This window comes from Staphylococcus sp. FSL W8-1270, assembly GCF_038007165.1.
Classification (GTDB): Bacteria; Bacillota; Bacilli; order Staphylococcales; family Staphylococcaceae; genus Staphylococcus; species Staphylococcus hominis.
This window is the reverse complement of sequence record NZ_JBBOWQ010000001.1, coordinates 2,035,528-2,055,050: the sequence shown is the minus strand read 5'-3', so window position 1 is coordinate 2,055,050 and position 19,523 is coordinate 2,035,528. Positions and strand designations below refer to the sequence as shown.

Sequence of the window (19,523 nt, the reverse complement as noted above, 5' to 3'; positions counted from 1 at the left end):
AGGCGAGCTACCCTGAAATTAAAGATTGCTAAATTTTCTTTTTATTTTTCTTTTATCGTCAAACGGTAATACTTCAACATTATACCGTGATAGCATAGTTGCTACTGAATCACTTATTTCATCTTCATTTTCCGTAATAATGTTTAATCTTGCATTAGAATCGTACATTTTACTTCTATATTCTTCAACATCTTCCCAATCGAAAAGGAGATTTTTTGCACTATTTTTATTAATCTGTTTAATGGTTTTTACATATTCTGTGGTTTTACCTGGAAAAACTGCCTCAAAGTTATGAGTGAGCTTTGATTTACCTTCAACTTTAAACTCAATGAAGACGTTTGGATAAGTCTCACGATTTTTTAAAAAATATTGTATCACTTCATCTCTGAATAGAGATTTTATATTATCTTTCTTTAAAATAGCTAAATTGCTTATCTCCGAAATAGCTAAAACATAATCATGTATGGCTTGAGGTAGTTTTTTTCTGTCAATATATTGTTGTATTTTTTTATTTTCCAGAACTAAATTGTTACTTTCGATTATATTTTTAAGGAACTGATACTTTTTTTGTTTTTTATGACTAGTTAAATCTATGCCTAATTGCTCCAAATTCCATAATGTCTCACCATAATCTGTCAATAGATAATTATCAATGTTATTAGAGATGTTAACTGAAATCGAATCACCAAAATAATCTACAATTGGTGAATAGAATTCAATACTTTCATTTTCTAAAGGTACGAATTTAGATTCTTTTTTTAAATAGTTAAAGTAATCTTCGCTAATAGATTTAATTTCATTGTCATTCATAGTATCACCACCCTAATTGAAATTTAGTTTCGATATAAATTTTATCATTATGATTAGTATTAGTATATCGTAAAACGGAGAATAATTGTTTTACGAAATCTGAACTATCTTCAAAAATTTTATAAGGTAATGGGTAGGCTACCATATGTGTTGATAAGTCATTTTTATTTTTATATTCTTTTTCAGAAAAAATATTAATTCTATTTCCTCTGACTATATCGTTGTTTGAATTTTTGTGAAAACCATCATTTAAATTGATCCTTAACAAACATGTATTATATTGAGTTTCTCTAAAATTCAAAGTAGCTTTCCCTGGTCTTATAAAATAATTTAAAATAAATTTTGTAGGTACTTTTGGAGAAGTAATATTTATTTCGCCTTTGCAGTTTTCTTCTAATTTTATATTGTATCGTTCCAATATTTCTTTACTTAAAAATAATAAATCATTTGCCTCTTTATCTGTTAATTTTAACTCCATCTCTCAACCTCCTTTAATTAATTACTCATCATCTTCTAATAAATTTGTTACATTAACCGTTATTTCTTTTGTAGTAGGGTTAATGCTTACATCCTCTCCATATCCTAATGATTTTACTTGAATAGTATCGTTTACTAATTTTAATGCTATTTCAACATGTTGATAATCTTGCAAAATTAACAAAGTATCTTCATTTGTCACAACATCATGTGATCCTTTTCCGTTAATAGTAACTTTCCAATCATTGAAGTACATTCTATCTTTCTCCTTTAATTAAATTTAAATATAAACGACTATGTAATGCTATATTAATGTGTAAATAGTATGTATGAACTCGTAAGTAGGAGTGGAAAGATTATCTTAATTTGTCGATATTATCGATAGCATTGTACAATTCATTTTCTATTTTAGCTACTAAATCATGGTTAGCATTTTTAGAAATTAACAATTTAATATTTTTAGAAGTAAAATTCCTTAATTCAGTATCTATGAAATTAAAGACTTCGTTATCATTTTCAAAATTGTAACCAATGGTGATATTTTCATCTATAATCAAGTCATTTAATGTATTCAAAATATCTTGTTTAGTTGAAAAATTAAGTAAACCATTATAATTTTCTTGTTGTTTATCAGTAATTAAAGTGGCTTTTTCAATAATTTCATTTTTAACTTTAGGAGAGTATAAAATTTTGTAATTATCGTTTTCGTTCACTCTTTTTTCAAGAGAATTTACAATCTCTGTCACTCTTTCTTTAGTTGAATATTTAAAAATGTCTAATGGAACATTAAAAATATTACTTATATTAATTAGATAATCATCTTTAGGATAATTTCTACCATTTTCCCAATTACTTAAAGCTGATACAGTGGTTTCTATTTTTTTACTAAAGTCTTTTTGACTAAGTTTTTTACCAATTCTAATAAGTTTAATAGTTTGGCCTACTTCTTTTGCACTTTTCATTTCAATAAATTCTCCTTTCATAAAAATATTATAAACTAATTACAGAAATTACACAAAAAAACTTGCATTTTATAAAAGTATTTTGTATTATTGAATTACAGCAATTACAGAAAGGAGTGTTTAAATGGAAAACAAAGTAAAAGGATATCGTTGCAGCTTAGGACTAACTCAAAAGAAAATGGCTGACATTCTTGGTATGTCAACTAATTCCTATGCTTCTAAGGAAAATGGCAAATCGGACTTTAAAGTGAAAGAGATAAATAAGTTTATTAATTTTATGAAAAAAAATAATATTATTGTTGATAAGGAAATTTTTTACAGTAAAAGTACAGAAATTACAGTTTAGGAGGCTTAAACATGGCAGAACAGCAACCGATACTAAGTGAATCCGCTTCTTTAGAATTAGCAAATGGTATCTTAAAACTTGCTGAACAGATAGCGCAGCGAAAGATAGAGCAACAACAGAAGAGATGGGCTACACAAACAGAATTAAGAAAGTTATACAGATGTACACATAGTGATATTACTGAGTGGGAACGTTTAGGACTTACTAAACGAAAGCAAGGGCGCAGTTATTATTATGATCTCAAAGAAGTTGAAGAATTTTTACTATCACAGAAAAAATAAATTATCTAAGTCCCGCATGTTAGTAATTTGTGATTGAACGATAGTATTAATTCAATTTTAAGGTGGTGTTTAAATTGATTAGATTTCTGAATGAACTCGCTTATATCTGTGTAATTACTATATTTCTAAATATGTATTCTGAATTACATTATGCGTTAGTGTTTTTCTTATTTGGAAGTATGATTGCAGCACTTAAATTTGATATTCGAGATGAAGAACATTCATATCTCTATAAAGCATATAGAGAGCATTTACAAGACAGTAAAAGAATTTAAGTAGAAAGTATCTAACAAAATAAATCGCTTCAATATGGAGCAATAGGAGGAACAAAATAATGAAATTATTTAAAAAGAAATACGATCATAAAAAAGTAAACAAAGTGAAAGATATGATTTTATATACTTCATATTCTTTTGAAGCTAAAGCATATGAGGAAGCTATTGAATTATTGAAAGATAACAATAAACAAAAAGCTATTGAACTTATGTATGAAAGATTAATAGAAGCACAAAGAAAAGAATATGAAATGAAGTTAGAAATAGAAAAAGCGTCATCTGTTCACGCCAGCCAAAGGAGAAACAGATAACGCCAACAAAAATCATTTAAGAAATTAATAAACTACTGAAAGGATAGCATTTTATGACTAATAAAATCAAGTGTTCTAAAGGTTATGGCGTCATTACGCAAAGTGTTATGTCTAGCAAAGATATAAGTATCGAAGCTAAAGCATTGTATTGCTATTACATGGCACATGTAGGGGATAACTTTATTCCGAGTGCTACGCAAACATGCAATGATTTGATGATCAGTTACAAACGTTTTAAAACACTACGAACACAATTATTTGAAAGAGGCTTTTTGTAGATTGATAAAAATTAGCAGCAAAGGAGGGCAGAAGATTGGAACAACCGAGTTATTACGCAATATTAACAGCAAGTGTCCGTTATGATAACCGATTAACTGATAGTGAGAAAATACTTTATGCGGAAATAACAGCATTAAGTAATAAATATGGTTATTGTTCAGCAAGCAATAATTACTTTGCTAAGTTGTATGAAGTATCTAAAAGAACTATATCAACACGTATAAATAACTTAAAAAAGTTAAATTATTTGAAAATAGAACTTGAATTAAATGGTAAGGAAGTAAAGAAAAGAAAAATGTACCCCATGACGCATACTTCTATACCTATAGAAGATAATTTCCATAGGGGTGTAGAAAATATGGTGCATACACCTATAGAAGCAAACTTCCAAGAGAATATTACAAGTAATAATATTACAAGATTAAATAATACAAGTAGTAGTAGTGCAAGCACTACTAAACAACAGCCACCGTCACATTCATATAGTAATGTATTCAACTTTTACCAAGAAAATGGATTTGGAATACTTCAACCATTCGTTATTGATCAAATTAATGCATGGATAGATGACTTCAACGGTAATGAGAATATCGTTATAGAAGCATTAAAAGAAGCAGCAACAAACAATGTATGTAAGTGGAGTTATGCTAACAGTATTCTTAAAAGTTGGTATCAAGACGGTATTAAGTCTATTGACGATATAGAAGCACGTAGAAAACAACGTGAAACAAGTAAGAATAAAACGGAATCTACAAAAACATTCGATAACTCTCAATACGCTGATTTATTTTAGGAGGGAAGATGCTTGAAAAGTATTAATGATATTGATTTAAAAAGCAAAATGCGTAGTGAATTGATTGAAGAACAATATAACCTTAAATGTGATAAATGCAAAAACATATATAGTTATCATAAATTCAGAAAGTCAGACGGTACAATTCAAATAATCAGAAACGGGTGCGAGTGTGAATCCATTGAGAAAGGAAAACAAAGCAGAAGCCAACACAAAGCAAATCAAAAACGCTTGAATATTGAAAAAGTATTTAAGCAATCCATGATGAATGATGACTTATTAAAAGCTGAATTTGATAATTATAAACCAACTAATAAAAACTTATTAGAAACTAAGCAGATTCTACAAAAGTATGTAGCTAACTTTAAACCAGATAAACCAAAGTCGCTACTTTTACAGGGGAGTTATGGCATAGGCAAAAGTCATTTAGCTATGTCGGTTGTAAGAGAAGTCAAAAAGAAAGGCTATACAGCTTTATTCTTAGATGTTACTGAATTAGTGAAAGCTTATCGAAATACCTACAACAAGAATGTAGCAATGACTGAAAAAGAATTAGATCAAATGATTAGAGATGTAGATTTACTTGTGATAGATGATTACGGCACAACAGTAAATGATTATGGCAATGAAAAACTATTTTCACTCACAGACATGAGAACAGGTAAAAGCAACATCATAACAACTAATCGTGAAGCATTAGAACTTTCTAACAATGACGATAAAGCAAAAAGATTTAGTCGTTTGATGAAAAACACACAAATTATAAAAATGCATGGTACAGATTATAGATTAAAAGATTTTAAAGCATAAGTGGTAACGGGTTTTATACCCGTTCCGCTTCTCAGAAAGGAGTAACACATAGTATGGCAAGTCTAAAACAAGCGTATCAACCAGAGACAGACACCGAAGACATTGAAATGGTTAGTGATTATACGTTATTTACGCTATATAATCCAAAGTTTATTGAGAAGAAAGCAGAAAATATTAGGGAAGGTATTGAAACACTCTATGAACGTAATAAGCCACATATGGCTAGCGATAACATTACAGGAATTCTCTATTATGAAAGTGTGAATATCGAACATCTAGCTATTCAGATTATCGAAGAAAAAGAAAAGCTAGAATCTTATCTGAAAAAGAGTAATAGAAACTTATATCACTTATACGTTGTTTTAGACACCTATACAGACGAAGAACGAACACTTTTGATGAATTATATCAAACATGCAAAGGTGCGTGATAATGAGCTTGTGAGACGCTTTAAAATTGATTTATATAACTATGTCCAAGCTGAAAGAGAGAAAAGACAAGAAGAACATAATAAAAAGTCATTTAATGCGTACTTAGTGGATAAAGATGAAGTAAGAAAGAGACAACAAAAGAAAAAGATTAATAATGGTTATGGCCTAACGCTCAATCAAGAGAAAGAGCTGCGATTAATTAAAGAACATGAAGCAGAACGAAATACAGATATGGGGATATTCATTGACTTAATTCAACAGATGAACAATGATGAACTCTTATCTTATGTGTTAGATCGTCATGAGTTTAATATCGATAGTTACAATCTCAAAATATTAACTGACGCAGCACTCTATCGCTTGCCATTGAAACAAAGAAAACAAGCCTATAATCATTTAAAAGCAATAGCGAGAACATTAATAAATAATCCAATCGAAAAGAGGTTAAAACGATATGAACAATGATGAAATGAATAAATTAAGTGAAGCATTAGAATTATCAGAATCACAAAGATTAGCTTTATATAGTTATAGTGAACGCCAAGCAAAAGAAAAAGCACAATCACAAGAACAAAAGAAAGAATTAAGTAGTTTAGAAAAGCATGAGAAACGCCAACAAATCATGAGTATTAAAGACACTAACCAACGACAAGAAGAAATAGCGAAGCATGTTGAATTATTTAAATAGGAGGGCTACCCGTGAAAACATTAAAACAAATTGAAGAGCATAAAAAGAATATTGAAAGCTATCAAAAGGATATACAAGCATTAGAGCAAGAAGTAAATAACGAAAAAGAAAAGATTGATCAACTTAATAAAGACTATCAAGAATTAGTAGTAAGTGACCAAGTTGAAAAAGCTGATAAGCTATATACTAAAATTGATAAACAAGAAACGACACATAAAGCAAAAGTAAAACGTTTAAGCGTTATGAAGCAATCACTGAAACAAGTTATTATTAAAAATTGTAGCAGTATGCAAGAAGAAGCCGATAAATTAAGTGATGAATATATTGATATTTACTATGATGATTTAAAACACTATAACAAGCTCAAAGAAGAACTAAAACAAGCAGAACAGAAACTAGAAGAATATAACAATAGTTATCTACTGAAACAACGTAATTTAAGCCATTATATAGACAGATTGATACGAGAAAATAATATTCAACCAACTGAATACATGGGTACTGTCAATAGCCATAAACCATTTTATATTTAATCAATGTAGCCTACTTTTATAGTGGGCTTATTTTATAGTTTATCGAGGTATTACATGAAAAAATTAACAACCAAACAAAGACGCTTTGCAGAGGAGTATATAGAAACGGGTAATCCTTATTATTCAGCTATAAAAGTGGGATATAGTGAAGTATACGCAAGAGATAATGCTTTAAAATTATTGGAAAATATTAGTGTGAAATCCTATATACATGAGCGTTTAGAAGAAATAAAGAATGATAATATGACCGAGAAATACGGAGTTATGCGTTATTTAACAAGATTAATAAAGTAGGCGATAATTTGTTAGGAGGGATAAAATGAAGTCATTAACGTTAAAACAAAAGCAATTTGCAGATGAGTATATTCGAACTGGAAACGCCTATCAATCGGCGGTAAATGCGGGTTATAGTGTAAGTTATGCAAGAGGTAATGCGATAAAATTGTTGGAAAATGTGAGTATAAATCAATATATAGATGATAATTTAGAAATTATTCAAAAAGAAAGCATAGCAGAAGCTGATGAGATCATGCGTTACTTAACACGAGTGCTTAGAGCCGAAGAAAAAGAAGAGATACTAGTATATGTGGGCGAGGGTATGCAAGAAATCCAAACAATACAGCCTAGTGCCAAAGACAGAATAAAAGCAGCAGAATTATTAGGCAAACGTTATCGCATGTGGACTGATAAGCATGAGATAGAAGTTACTGCACCAATATTTATTGATGATGTGCCAGAAGAAGATTAAGGTAAAATTGACAAGTAAATAAAGATTAGGTTTATAAAAAGTTTAATTTAAAAGAAATATTTGGTATTATTTAATATGATAATTCGCGGTGAAATCCCGCTTTCTACTTTAACAAGTAGCTCGTTCCCGGTGAAATCCCGGTTACCAGATGTTAATTCATCTGGTCTTTTTTTTATGTAATCAAAGCTATTCCTCATAAAAAAGAGTTTAATTTGTTAGTATCTAAAGTAAAGGTTTGTTTTTCTAATTTTTTAATTTTAGCTTTTATTTGAGTTCTAAGAGCCGTTAAATAAAAATATATATGAAACTCTCTAAATGCTCTAAAAAGTATCTTAAAATTGCAAATAAGGGTATTTAAAATTTAAATAGTCCTTGTGATAAAGTTCTTCTAAAAAGGAGTGATAATTTTGAAATGGATTTTGTTTAGTATACAAATGATTTTGGCAATATTTTTGGTGTTCTTTGCTTATAAACAAATGAATCAAAACCATTTAGATTCTTGGTTTGGCATTTATGTGGTGCTTTTCATGATTTTTGTATATTGGAATGCTAAACGTTATCACAATTATTAAAGGACGCATTTATGCCGAGAAAATTTATTTATGTTGAGAAAAAGTTTTAACTAAACTTAAAGTTTGCTAAAAGGAGATAAAAAATGCTTATATTTTTATTTATTTTATTTTGTGGTCTTTTAGGTTATTTTTTGATTAATCGTTCTAAAAAAGATTAGACACGTATTTATGATGAAAAAATTTATTGTTGTTAACTAAACTTGCAGACGAATGTCGGCATAGCGTGAGCTATTAAGCCGACCATTCGACAAGTTTTGGGATTGTTAAGGGTTCCGAGGCTCAACGTCAATAAAGCAATGGAATAAAGCAATAATTTTTAGTAATGTTAATAAAAAAGGAGTATGAGATTGAAGACTATAACTAAGATTTTAGATGCTTTGACTTATATATGCGTAGGTTTATTATTTCTAAAATATGCCGTTATGTCTGCGAATATGATGTTTGATTGGCATTTGCGTTGGTATTTTTTAGAAGATATTCCACATATGGCACTTATATTATTTATCATGATGTTTGTTTTTGCAGTGCCGTCAGAAATGATTAAGGATAAGTTGAAAAAAGAAAAAAAACAGGTGTGATTTTTATGGGTTTTGAAACGAGTTAAAAACGAGTTTCTTCTTGTCTTGATACTATATAGAAATAATACAGAGTTGAAAAAGAAATGTAAATATGATGTATTAAATTTTATAATATAAAAGTAAGCGTTTTCTATTTACGTTTAGAGGCTTTTATAAGATAATAAATGCAGCTACTAAACTTACTACTCAAAATTGAGTATCCTTTAATAAACTGACTGTATCCTTTGGGTGCAGTCTTTTTATTTATAACCTGTCCAAACCTTACATTTCATACAATAACAAACGGACTTAAAAGTCCGCTTGTAAGCAGTACCTTAAAATAGGGAAGTGGTTTAACCAGCTCAAAAGTGAGTCGGTTAAATATGTCCATAATTGAACTTATTACTATTTTTTAATATCCCCAAATTTGAGGATATTAATTTATTGTTCAATCTAAATGTACTGAGTAAATATATTTTCTCAGCTCAAAAGTGAGCTCAGTAATATAAGTACATTTACTGAAACCAAATTTGGGCTAAGTGAATATATTGAAAGTTGTATTCCGCTTCTAAAAGCTGATACGTTAAGTTACCGTATCAGAAATTTAAATATAAGCTTATTAATCAATTCAATAGCTGTAGTGCATTAGAAAACCGAAATGTCGGTTCTCTAAATTAAGACGAATACAGCCGAAATGTCGGCGCTTTAGAATATAAATAGAAAACAAACATGTTGGTTATCTAATCTGAAGTACCAGTTTAGTACCTCAGAAAAGTCGTTTACAGCTTCTCTGCGTAGTCAAAATGGCAACGCAGCTATTTACTATCTAAACGACGACCTATGTATCCTAAAATAGCACCAACAACAAACAAAAATACAACGTAAACTAAGTTAATTAATTGGTTATCTGTATTAAGCATAGGTTGAATATAAAAAGTAGCAATGAGAACGATTATAGCGAATATTACGACTGCAATTAATCTATACTTCATTTTGTACACCTCAATGTTTAATAGTATCTATCACTTTATAATAATACATTATCTAATATGATCTCATGGCGCAAATGTGCGCAGTGAATTTCATATTCCAAATCTGGACAGTGAAATTATTAAAATATAAGTAATACAATGATATGCTAATGTAAAGTTAAAAAGGAGTATTAGCAATGGCAAAAGCTTTAATGTTAATTATAACTATTGTTTGTATAGCTTATATTGTGTATAACTTCATTAAAGATAAACCAGTCATTAATATTTTCTTTGCTTTAATAATACAATCAACTTTATTATTTCTAATCCGCTTCTTTTGGATAAAGCAATCTTTTAGTAAATCACTTTTATCGTCTTTTGACTTATTTTCGATTACGTTTGTAGTTATTTATTTGATATATAAATTAAGGAAGAGAAGAAAAGAAAAAGAGGATAAATAATTACTGATAGCTGCGTACTCAACTTAGGTACGCACTTTATATAACGATCCAGTAATGAGTTTCATTCCCCAAATATGGGGAGTGAGAATGTAAATAATTCGTAGATATTGTAAATCTTGTAGACAATTAATAAATTTAATGCGTATAATGACATTAGAAGTTGTTCCCTTATGAAGCACTTCTATATTATATTTTTCTATATGTATGTCATTTTTTACCTTGCTATGTCCATTGGGCATAGCTTTTTATTTTATTGTAGACAAATATATAAATAATGAGATAATAGCGAAAGAGGTTTAATGACTTCTAAAATCCTTATATACCTAGAGTTTTTACTCTACTTCGACGACATAGGAGCTAACCTTAATTGGTTAGCTTTTTTTTGCGTAAAAAAACACTCTCAACTTAGCTCATGACGGACTAAGTGAGAGTGTAGATGAAAAGTAAGGAGTGAAACGTATTTATTACTCTATTACATACAAACCAATGATTTTTATTATAATAGTGTGGCTAAATAAAAATTAGTGTGTAATAATAACAATTGAGATTGTCTAAATGGCGACTTTTCCTTTCCATTAAGTATTTCTTCTCCATCGAAAATACTGTATGTTTAGGCAATCTCGACACTTTAAAAGCTTTCATAAATAGCATAACTCTTTAGGGGCGTAAAGCCCCTTTTTGTATGCGAAAAAGTCTCACTAGTACATGACTAGTAAGACTAAGTTTCAATGAAAGCAATGTTAACTACGAATTATTTTAACATACATCTACTACACTTAATAGACATACATTTTATTATACACTGCCGTAACCATTCGTGATGGTAGCTGCATGAACAATCCAATCAGTCATGTATAAAAGGGGGTAGGGAAACACGACGCCCTTTGTTAGTGGATCTAAGTAAGGAGTGAACAAAACGTTCTCCCTTATTCATGAGGTCATGAAATGCTACCTCATAGATGAGTGAATACAGCAACCGCTTCGATACATAGGAATATTCACAATTTATATTAGTGCACGGGTGCAGTCCTAAATTAGGATTGCAGTATTAACTAGCTTGTCGATTTAGCAATGTGGTTTAAAAGGGGTATGCGTTTTGATGATACCTAAAAAAGTGGGAAAGTTTAAATATGAAGCCTAGTAATTATTTAACATTTTGTGTCAACAATTTCTAATCAACTTGACAAATTTATGTAAATGTATAGTAAAAAGTACAAAAATGTTTTATATTATATATAAACATTGCATATTCGCAACACATCTTAGTGAATACACAGAAAGTTACATGCTGTTTCTTGTGTATTATATATTGAAGACATATACACAGTGACAGCGTATAGTCGCTGTTATTTTTATGTTCAATATAATGTGTTGATTATGGAGGAGTTTATCATGACTGAAAAAAAACACCTGACAACAGTTGAAAATATAATCGCTTTAATGAAAGAAGAAATAGAAAATATTTCTCCTTTAAGACTACAAAAAACATTATACTTTTTATTTGCATATTATGGAGCTTCATATGGACAACTATCTAAAAGTAAAGAATATAAAGTTACACAAAATGAAAGTTTAAACTTACCTGAATATTTATTTGATGCTCAATTTGAAGCTTGGCAATACGGCCCTGTTATTCGTGACGTGTATGTGAGTAATAAATATAGTCTTGATTATAATGACATAGACTTTTCAATGAGTAATTTTGAAATAGAAGATAAAACAATGCAGCAAGAAATTACAGAATATTTGAGAGAAATTATTAAGAGCACTTTAAAAATTAGTGATTTTGGTTTAGTAGAACGTTCTCATGAAGATAAAGAGTGGAAAAATAATATTACTCATCAAGAAGTTATGAATAATGATTTAATTATTAAGGAATATATAGGATTGGTAAATGCCTAGATTTAATAGTAATGTTACTTCTAAAAAAAGAAAAAAGAACGTTCATATTGAAATTGTTAATAAAGATTTTTTACCAACTAGAAATGAATTTAAAATTGATAGAGTTGAAAAACAATTAAAAGATTCACCTGATAGTGAAATTGTATTTTTTAATGATAGTATAATATTTTCTAAGCAAAATACTAATTTAAAATTTACAAATTTTATTTCAAATGAAAAGCAACAATATCAAATTAATGCTATTTCACACTTTAGTAGTGATATAAGCATGATTAAGTCGATTGAAGCTAATACGGTAAATTACAATGAAAGAATGTTATCTATCATATCTTTATATTTAAAAGAAGATGTGCAAAAGATAATGGGATTGATGAAAAGTGACATTAAAAGTTTACTAGATTTACAAGAAGGTTTAAGAGTTTATTGGTATTATGATTTAGAAGATAAAGAAATTAAAATAGTATGTATAGATCCTCAACATTTAGTATTGCCAAGTAAGCATAATGGAATGAGTAAAGAGGAAATGATGATTAAGACCTTTAACGCAGTCACAAATAGCAAAAAACATTGTATTAGTCAGTATTTTATTAATTAGCACACGGACAAGTTAAATATTTCATTTTAAACGTCACTTACGAGTGGCGTTTTTATTTTGAATACGTTTTGAATACGTTATTTAAAAATATACATTAAACATGAGTAAAAATAATGATATGAAAAGCTAAAATAACAATGTTTATAAATCGTTATAAATATATATAAAATATACTTATTGTTGGAGAGTCATTGTGCCGGAATATAAATAACTTATAAAAACAAGCTGGAAACGTTATGACTACGTGGTTTCTAGCTTGTTATTTTTCATTTTAGATCAACTTTTGGGGAGCATATAAAAAAGTGAGTTGGCTTCTTTTTTGCATAAAAAACCACTCTTAACATAGCTTATGTCGAACTAAGTAAGAGTGGTGACGTAAAATAAATAAGGAGCAAAATATTATAACAAAATATTCTGCTAATTAAATTATACCCTTTACAAATAAAGATAAACATTTTTTATCATTTTAATAATTAATTAGATTTAAATGTAAAAAATATTATTTTTTATTTCAATAGTATAGATAATTAAATTTTATTATGTAATAATAAGTAATGAGATTACCTAAATGACAACCCTTGACTTAGTGTTTTTCTTCTATTACAAATACCATATACCTAATACCATTATTACTTAGGTAATCTCAACATTTGAAATTCATTTAAATGATATAGATCTTTAGGGGCATAAAGCTCCTTTTTTTATGCGAAAAAAAGCCTCACTCGTACACGACTAGTAAGACTAAGTTTCAATGAAAGTAATGCTAACTATGATGTTGCTCTATTTGATTACCTTAATCCAATTTTTATCCGTGATTTGGATCATCTTAGAGTAATTAATACGATATATATTTGATTCAAGTATCATCAAGAGACCAATAATAAAATAAAGTAAATTGAAAAAGTGGAAAGACAACTTTAAATGATGTCTTTCCACTTTGTTGAGAATAGAAAATATAAGGAATTAGATATTTAAATAATGTGAAGAAATAAAATTAATGAGATACCCCATTAATGCTAATATACCAAGTGATACAAATAATGCAGAAAATCCTCTGCTAATTGTTTTATAAGCGAGTCCTTCATTTTCTGCTAAGAAGAAACTTAATATAAATAATCCAATTCCGATTCCGAATAAAATAAAAATAACGATTAACATGAATATATCCTTTCATTTTTAGTAATGATATGATGAATATCATTGTTAAAATTACTCAATAGCATATCACAAAGATATTTTATAGAATTTTATATTTTTTTAGTGAAGATTATAATCACCGTATTATCTATTAATTAAACCACTTATAGATATAAAAGCAATAAGGCAAATTTTTTGTTATTTTTCAATACATCTTTCTCATTTTTTTGGGAACTTGATGAATAATTTGGACTTCTAGGCAACATTTAATATGAAATAATAGGGAAATCAAGACATTTTAGCATGAATTATATCAACTTAGGCAGAAATATCCCATCAATTAAAATATGTACTAAACTATTAGTTGTAAACATATTTAAGGAGATGAAAACCATGTTAGATATCTTTAATTTCATTAAAAAAGTATATGATTTAGTAAGTGGTATTCTTGTAAATGGTGAACCGAGAAATTAATTAATTGTTTCCCCCTAATCGAATTGAATATATATTTTCATTAAATACTAGTAAAGCACGCTTTTTATTTAGATATAGTTACTAAATAAGAAGCGTGTTTCTTAATATATAATTTAAATTATAGCGAATTAACATTTAGGTATTAAAAGTAAACAATTAAGGAATTGTGCACAATTTTTTAATCGTTTATGATAAAGTTGAAACACATTAAATAAGAGGTGATGATAATGACTGAAGTTAAATATTCAAACAATGAAATTGAAACATTTTCTGATTTTCATAAGAAAAAACATCGTGATACATGTTGTATAGCACCTAAAATTAAATATCATGAAGATAAATTTGTATTTTCTCCAGTTTCTGACGATACTGAAACATCAAATATTAAAACATTTATTACAGAATGCAAAAACTGTGGAAAAGTAGAGTTTTTTAATATAGCACCTGTAAGATGATAAATATATAATGAAATGAAATGTTGATACTTATCAACTTGTTGTAGGCAATAAAAATGAAGTGATGTATGATATTTTTAGAGACTATTCCCTTACACATAGTCTCATTCCCGTTGAGGCATAGTAATGCCAACGTTATTCAAAACTAGTTTTATATATTCTTAGTTGAGTCATACCTAGAGAGGTATGGCTTTTTTTATAAACGTATGCTAAGCAGTTCTTTTACTATACTTAAAAGAACAATGTATATTACAATGAAATACAAAATAAGGAGTGTATATATAAATGGAATGGATATTATTTGATAAAGATGGTACATTAATTGAATTTGATCATAGTTGGGAAAAAATTGGCGTACGTCTGGTAAATAGTTTCCTGGAAACATTTCCTGTAGCAAATAAAGAAGCAACGCTTCGCAAACTAGGCGTTGTTAAAGATACGATTAGTCCGGATTCTGTTATGGGTTCAGGATCGTTAGATGAAATTGTTCATGCGTTTAATGACGAATCAGGAAAAGATGTTTCTAAATGGACGCGTGATACAAGTCAAGCATTAGTAGATAGTCGTGAACCAGAAAATAACTGGATAGATGGCGTTTATGATATGATTCAATCATTACGATATGAAGGCTATAAAATTGGTATTGTGACTAGTGACTCTGAAAAAGGAGTGACACAATTTTTAGAAGAAACACATTCTAAAGATGCGTTTGATTTAGTCATTTCTACTGAAGCGCATACGGCTGAAAAACCCAATCCTGAAGTACTTAAGCCACTTTTTGATCATTATGATGTTAAACCGGAAGATGTAGCCATTGTAGGTGACACAAATAATGATATGAAGACTAAAGTGAATGCAAAGTTAGGTTTAGCCATTGGTGTATTAAGTGGTATCGCAAAAAAAGAGGAACTTGTGGATGCTGATTACGTGATTGAAACAGCTGTGAGTGTACCAGAAGTATTAAAAAAATATACACAAAATAATTAAACACAAAGAGATTAAAGTATCAATTGTTATTTTCTACATTTATAACATATTGGCAGCCAAGGACTGAATTAAACATGGATTTATACCCATTTTTTAATTCTAGTCCTTCTTGCCTAGGTGAGACAGTAAAGTCTGTCTCTTTTTTTATCGATGATCGACATTTCGATATGTTTGAATAATATGTGCAATTTTGTTGATAATTGGATCTAAAGAGTCGGGATTTTCATGAATATCATATTCATTAATATTCACTCGTACTACAGGACAAGCATTAAAATTGTTAATCCAATTTTCATAGCGTTTAAATAACTTTTTCCAATATACCGGATCAGTATTCATTTCCATATCGCGGCCACGTTGATGAATACGATCAATCACTTCATCATAGTCACAATCTAAATAAATTAAAACGTCTGGTTTAGGGAAATAGGGTGTCATAACCATTGCTTCAAATAACTCCGAGTAAGTTTTAAAATCTTCTTTACTCATTGTTCCTTGTTCTTCATGCATTTTTGCGAAAATATCAACATCTTCATAAATAGAACGATCTTGTATAAAGCCTCCTCCGTATTCAAACATGCGTTTTTGTTCTTTAAAACGTTCAGCTAAAAAATAAATTTGCAGGTGGAAACTCCAACGTTCAAAATCATTATAGAATTTATCTAAGTAGGGGTTATGGTCTACATTTTCAAAGGAAGTTCTGAAATTGAGTTTATCAGCAAGCGCTTGAGTTAATGTAGATTTTCCTACGCCTACTGTTCCAGCAATTGTAATAATTGCATTTTGAGGGATACCGTAATTATTCATATTTTATATCTCCTATCATGGGTTTAATTTGGTTTAAAATCAATTGATAATCTGATTCATTTTGTACAAAATCTAAATCAGAAGTGTCGATTAAAATCACATTAGCACCTTCGTTTTTTAATGTTTCATAAAATGATAAATAATCCTTTTTTAAATTAAGTAAGTAGCTATCTTCAATTTGATGTTCAAAGCTACGGTTACGTTTAGCAATACGACGTTTCAGTACATCTAAATCAGCATCTAAAAAGATGATCATATTAGGTAATTCAAGATCTTCAGTTAAAATATTGAAAATACGATTGAATTTATCAAATTCTGATTCGTTAAGTGTATTGCAGGCAAATATTCTATTTTTATAAATATGGTAATCACTTACCACACCTTGATTAATTTTTGCAATATCTTGTGCTTGTTTATAACGATTACAAAGGAAGAACATTTCAGTTTGAAAACTCCATTTTGAAATATCATCATAAAAATCAGAAAGAAAGGGGTTTTCATTAATGATTTCATTTTCTTCATAATAATTAAAGGTTTGGCTAATTTTATGAGTAAGAGACGATTTGCCAACGCCAATCGGACCTTCTATTGCAATAAATGGTTTATTCATAATTACATCTCCAAATGTTAAAATAGACATTGAGTATTTTATCATAAGTAAGGGATGACACATATGACAAATGATGATTTTTACATGAAATGTGCAATTGAAGAAGCGAAAAAGGCTCGACAGCTTGGTGAAGTTCCAATCGGAGCAGTGATCGTTAAAGATAACGACATTATTTCACGTGCCCATAATTTAAGAGAAACCCTGCAACAGCCTACTGCTCATGCTGAACACTTAGCAATAGAACGGGCAGCTAAAGTCATAGGAAGTTGGCGTTTAGAAGATTGTACATTATATGTCACATTAGAACCCTGTGTCATGTGTGCTGGAACGGTTGTAATGAGTCGTATACCACGAGTTGTATATGGCGCGATGGATTCTAAAGGAGGTTGCAGTGGTAGCTTAATGGATTTACTACAACAGCCACAATTTAATCATCGTGCAATTGTTGAACAGGGTGTGTTAGAAGAAGAGTGTAGCAATTTATTGAGACAATTTTTCCGTGATTTAAGAGCTAAAAAAGTTAAAAGAAACACATCATCGTACAAAAGATGATAAATTTGTTAAAATAGGAACGGTAAAACAAATTTAAATTTTGTAATTTTGTTCACTGAATATGTATGTTCTAAAATATAATAGCTGTAAGTTTAGCTAATGAAATGAGGTAACCGCATGATTAAACTGATTGCAACAGATATGGATGGGACACTGTTAAATGCAGCACATGAAATTTCAGAAGAAAATATTAATGCGATTAAATATGCTCAATCAAAAGGGATTACAGTAGTCATTGCAACGGGTCGTGCTTTTTATGAAGCAAGCACGCCTATGGCTGAAACAGATTTAAAAGTGCCTTATATTTGTTTAAATGGTGCAGAAGTACGTGATGAATCATTCAATATTATGAATACCTCTCATTTAAATCATGAATTAGTAGAACGAATTAAAGCGATTCTTGATCGAGAAGACGTGTACTACCAAGTGTATACGAATAGAGGGATTTATACAGAAGATCCAACACGTGATTTAGATATCTATTTAGATATTGCAAGAAATGCAGGCCAACAAGGTGATGTTGAAAAGATTAAAGCAGGGATTCAAAAACGTATAGATAACGGTACACTCAAAATTGTCGATAATTACAAGGATATTGAAGATATTCCGGGCGAACTGATAATGAAAGTACTGGCGTTTAATCCAGATCTTGAAAAAATTGAACGTATTGGAAAAGAATTATCGGCCATATCAAGTCTTGCTGTTTCATCATCATCACGTGGTAATTTAGAAATTACACATTCAGATGCTCAAAAAGGAATTGCATTAGAAACTATTGCTAATCAACTTCATATTGACTTACAAGATGTCATGGCGTTAGGTGATAATTTAAACGATGTATCCATGCTTGAACGCGTAGGCTATCCTGTTGCGATGGACAATGCGATGCCCGAAGTGAAAGCTATAGCTAAATTGGTTACAGATACCAATGAACATAGTGGTGTAGGTAAAGCAATTATGAAAGTTTTAACTGAAGAGAAATAAATAATATTTAAGAGGTGTTAGAACGAAATGAAAGGACTTATCGTAGTAGGAAGTGCACAAGTAGGTTCACATACCAATGCACTAGCTAAATATTTAACAGGACAATTCGATAATCATGATGTCGACGTAGATATTTTTGATTTAGCTGAAAGACCATTAAATCAACTTGATTTTTCAGGAACAACACATTCAACAGAAGAAATTAAAGCGAATACAAAAGAGTTCCAGGACAAAGCAATGGAAGCGGATTTCCTAATTTTTGGTACGCCAAATTATCATGGTTCATATTCAGGCATTTTAAAAAATGCGTTAGATCACATTAATATGGAATATGTCAAAATGAAACCAGTGGGCTTAATTGGTAACAGTGGCGGTATCGTAAGTTCAGAACCACTCTCACATTTACGTGTCATTGTTCGTAGTTTATTAGGTATTGCTGTACCTACACAAATTGCGACACACGATTCGGATTATGCAAAATTAGAAGATGGCACACTGTATTTAAATGACGAAGAATTCCAATTACGCGCAAAACTATTTGTCGATCAAATTGTATCATTTGTCAATAACAGTCCGTACGAACATTTAAAATAAATTTTAATAATGTTAAAAAACACATTTATAAAGGAAGAAACGAGTTTAAAGAGCGACGTATGTTGCTCTTTTTTTATTTAACGAGAAAGATTGTATATCATTTGGAGATAATTATAACTTG

General features: G+C 29.4%; 29 protein-coding genes. 21 read left to right on the top strand and 8 right to left on the bottom strand.

The features are described from left to right. Positions 1-18: 18 nt before the first annotated feature. The 4 genes from NSU06_RS10280 to NSU06_RS10265 all read right to left on the bottom strand — a co-directional run bounded on the left by NSU06_RS10280 (position 19) and on the right by NSU06_RS10265 (position 2,249). The gene (locus NSU06_RS10280) at positions 19-810 is read right to left on the bottom strand and encodes a DUF1828 domain-containing protein (RefSeq protein ID WP_048761968.1); all 792 of its coding nucleotides are present in this window, start codon (positions 808-810) and stop codon (positions 19-21) included. 4 nt (positions 811-814) lie between these two features. Then, positions 815-1,288, bottom strand: a complete 474-nt coding sequence (locus NSU06_RS10275; RefSeq protein ID WP_048761965.1) for a DUF6978 family protein — start codon at positions 1,286-1,288, stop codon at positions 815-817. Between the two features lie 21 nt (positions 1,289-1,309). After that, positions 1,310-1,543 (bottom strand): hypothetical protein, encoded by a 234-nt coding sequence (locus tag NSU06_RS10270; protein ID WP_002468636.1) that lies wholly within the window; start codon positions 1,541-1,543, stop codon positions 1,310-1,312. A gap of 100 nt (positions 1,544-1,643) precedes the next feature. After that, on the bottom strand, positions 1,644-2,249 hold the full coding sequence (locus NSU06_RS10265; RefSeq protein ID WP_048761960.1) for a helix-turn-helix domain-containing protein: 606 nt from the start codon (positions 2,247-2,249) through the stop codon (positions 1,644-1,646). Between the two features lie 124 nt (positions 2,250-2,373). Between NSU06_RS10265 and NSU06_RS10260 the strand changes: the two genes are divergently transcribed. The 13 genes from NSU06_RS10260 (at position 2,374) to elxI1 (ending at position 8,894) form a co-directional block, all read left to right on the top strand. Continuing rightward, complete coding sequence (locus NSU06_RS10260; protein WP_340779970.1) at positions 2,374-2,595, top strand: helix-turn-helix transcriptional regulator; 222 nt, start codon at positions 2,374-2,376, stop codon at positions 2,593-2,595. An 11-nt stretch (positions 2,596-2,606) separates the two neighbouring features. Then, on the top strand, positions 2,607-2,876 hold the full coding sequence (locus tag NSU06_RS10255; protein WP_002455738.1) for a hypothetical protein: 270 nt from the start codon (positions 2,607-2,609) through the stop codon (positions 2,874-2,876). A gap of 65 nt (positions 2,877-2,941) precedes the next feature. Beyond that, a complete protein-coding gene (locus NSU06_RS10250; RefSeq protein WP_232153210.1) occupies positions 2,942-3,151 on the top strand; it encodes a hypothetical protein in 210 nt (69 codons plus the stop codon). A gap of 59 nt (positions 3,152-3,210) precedes the next feature. Further along, on the top strand, positions 3,211-3,462 hold the full coding sequence (locus tag NSU06_RS10245) for a hypothetical protein (protein ID WP_048761953.1): 252 nt from the start codon (positions 3,211-3,213) through the stop codon (positions 3,460-3,462). A 53-nt stretch (positions 3,463-3,515) separates the two neighbouring features. After that, complete coding sequence (locus NSU06_RS10240) at positions 3,516-3,740, top strand: hypothetical protein (protein ID WP_037556069.1); 225 nt, start codon at positions 3,516-3,518, stop codon at positions 3,738-3,740. 35 nt (positions 3,741-3,775) lie between these two features. Then, positions 3,776-4,534 (top strand): DnaD domain protein, encoded by a 759-nt coding sequence (locus NSU06_RS10235; protein ID WP_081365149.1) that lies wholly within the window; start codon positions 3,776-3,778, stop codon positions 4,532-4,534. Between the two features lie 12 nt (positions 4,535-4,546). Next, on the top strand, positions 4,547-5,344 hold the full coding sequence (gene zapE / locus NSU06_RS10230; RefSeq protein ID WP_048761947.1) for an AFG1/ZapE family ATPase: 798 nt from the start codon (positions 4,547-4,549) through the stop codon (positions 5,342-5,344). A gap of 53 nt (positions 5,345-5,397) precedes the next feature. Then, complete coding sequence (locus NSU06_RS10225; protein ID WP_048761944.1) at positions 5,398-6,240, top strand: hypothetical protein; 843 nt, start codon at positions 5,398-5,400, stop codon at positions 6,238-6,240. Then, positions 6,230-6,463: a hypothetical protein gene (locus tag NSU06_RS10220; protein WP_048761942.1), complete on the top strand. Its 234-nt coding sequence runs from the start codon at positions 6,230-6,232 to the stop codon at positions 6,461-6,463. Before NSU06_RS10225 ends, NSU06_RS10220 begins: the two co-directional genes overlap by 11 nt. Before the next feature lie 11 nt (positions 6,464-6,474). After that, positions 6,475-6,996: a hypothetical protein gene (locus tag NSU06_RS10215; RefSeq protein ID WP_340779962.1), complete on the top strand. Its 522-nt coding sequence runs from the start codon at positions 6,475-6,477 to the stop codon at positions 6,994-6,996. 54 nt (positions 6,997-7,050) lie between these two features. Then, positions 7,051-7,290 carry a terminase small subunit gene (locus NSU06_RS10210; protein WP_048761936.1) on the top strand — a complete coding sequence of 80 codons (240 nt, stop codon included), beginning with the start codon at positions 7,051-7,053 and terminating at the stop codon, positions 7,288-7,290. A 25-nt stretch (positions 7,291-7,315) separates the two neighbouring features. Further along, a complete protein-coding gene (locus NSU06_RS10205; RefSeq protein ID WP_048761935.1) occupies positions 7,316-7,744 on the top strand; it encodes a terminase small subunit in 429 nt (142 codons plus the stop codon). Positions 7,745-8,663: 919 nt separating this feature from the next. Continuing rightward, a complete protein-coding gene (elxI1, locus tag NSU06_RS10200; protein WP_101804416.1) occupies positions 8,664-8,894 on the top strand; it encodes an epilancin biosynthesis-related protein ElxI1 in 231 nt (76 codons plus the stop codon). A gap of 794 nt (positions 8,895-9,688) precedes the next feature. Here the strand turns inward: elxI1 and NSU06_RS10195 are convergent. After that, entirely contained in the window at positions 9,689-9,865 is a 177-nt protein-coding gene (locus NSU06_RS10195; RefSeq protein ID WP_160300589.1) for a hypothetical protein, read from the bottom strand. Positions 9,866-10,041: 176 nt separating this feature from the next. Between NSU06_RS10195 and NSU06_RS10190 the strand changes: the two genes are divergently transcribed. The 3 genes from NSU06_RS10190 to NSU06_RS10180 all read left to right on the top strand — a co-directional run bounded on the left by NSU06_RS10190 (position 10,042) and on the right by NSU06_RS10180 (position 12,802). Then, positions 10,042-10,305 (top strand): hypothetical protein, encoded by a 264-nt coding sequence (locus NSU06_RS10190; protein WP_048685317.1) that lies wholly within the window; start codon positions 10,042-10,044, stop codon positions 10,303-10,305. 1,392 nt (positions 10,306-11,697) lie between these two features. Next, the gene (locus NSU06_RS10185; RefSeq protein ID WP_048761930.1) at positions 11,698-12,207 is read left to right on the top strand and encodes a Panacea domain-containing protein; all 510 of its coding nucleotides are present in this window, start codon (positions 11,698-11,700) and stop codon (positions 12,205-12,207) included. Further along, positions 12,200-12,802 carry a hypothetical protein gene (locus NSU06_RS10180; protein WP_048761927.1) on the top strand — a complete coding sequence of 201 codons (603 nt, stop codon included), beginning with the start codon at positions 12,200-12,202 and terminating at the stop codon, positions 12,800-12,802. Before NSU06_RS10185 ends, NSU06_RS10180 begins: the two co-directional genes overlap by 8 nt. Before the next feature lie 963 nt (positions 12,803-13,765). On the opposite strand, the gene NSU06_RS10175 is transcribed toward NSU06_RS10180, so the two are convergent. Next, the gene (locus NSU06_RS10175; RefSeq protein WP_017175348.1) at positions 13,766-13,960 is read right to left on the bottom strand and encodes a hypothetical protein; all 195 of its coding nucleotides are present in this window, start codon (positions 13,958-13,960) and stop codon (positions 13,766-13,768) included. Positions 13,961-14,640: 680 nt separating this feature from the next. Between NSU06_RS10175 and NSU06_RS10170 the strand changes: the two genes are divergently transcribed. Both NSU06_RS10170 and NSU06_RS10165 read left to right on the top strand, forming a co-directional pair. Next, entirely contained in the window at positions 14,641-14,868 is a 228-nt protein-coding gene (locus NSU06_RS10170; protein WP_017175349.1) for a hypothetical protein, read from the top strand. A gap of 285 nt (positions 14,869-15,153) precedes the next feature. Continuing rightward, positions 15,154-15,855, top strand: coding sequence for an HAD family hydrolase (locus NSU06_RS10165; protein ID WP_049434278.1), 702 nt, complete (start codon positions 15,154-15,156; stop codon positions 15,853-15,855). A gap of 144 nt (positions 15,856-15,999) precedes the next feature. Here the strand turns inward: NSU06_RS10165 and NSU06_RS10160 are convergent, their stop codons facing one another. Beyond that, positions 16,000-16,662: a deoxynucleoside kinase gene (locus NSU06_RS10160; protein ID WP_049434275.1), complete on the bottom strand. Its 663-nt coding sequence runs from the start codon at positions 16,660-16,662 to the stop codon at positions 16,000-16,002. Beyond that, positions 16,655-17,272 carry a deoxynucleoside kinase gene (locus tag NSU06_RS10155; RefSeq protein ID WP_049434273.1) on the bottom strand — a complete coding sequence of 206 codons (618 nt, stop codon included), beginning with the start codon at positions 17,270-17,272 and terminating at the stop codon, positions 16,655-16,657. Before NSU06_RS10155 ends, NSU06_RS10160 begins: the two co-directional genes overlap by 8 nt. A 63-nt stretch (positions 17,273-17,335) precedes the next feature. On the opposite strand from NSU06_RS10155, the gene tadA reads away from it, so the two are divergent. The 3 genes from tadA (at position 17,336) to NSU06_RS10140 (ending at position 19,402) form a co-directional block, all read left to right on the top strand. Continuing rightward, positions 17,336-17,824: a tRNA adenosine(34) deaminase TadA gene (gene tadA / locus NSU06_RS10150; RefSeq protein ID WP_049434272.1), complete on the top strand. Its 489-nt coding sequence runs from the start codon at positions 17,336-17,338 to the stop codon at positions 17,822-17,824. A gap of 117 nt (positions 17,825-17,941) precedes the next feature. Then, the gene (locus NSU06_RS10145) at positions 17,942-18,808 is read left to right on the top strand and encodes an HAD family hydrolase (protein ID WP_002488393.1); all 867 of its coding nucleotides are present in this window, start codon (positions 17,942-17,944) and stop codon (positions 18,806-18,808) included. A 27-nt stretch (positions 18,809-18,835) separates the two neighbouring features. Next, positions 18,836-19,402 carry an NADPH-dependent FMN reductase gene (locus tag NSU06_RS10140; RefSeq protein WP_340779950.1) on the top strand — a complete coding sequence of 189 codons (567 nt, stop codon included), beginning with the start codon at positions 18,836-18,838 and terminating at the stop codon, positions 19,400-19,402. Positions 19,403-19,523 lie beyond the last annotated feature (121 nt).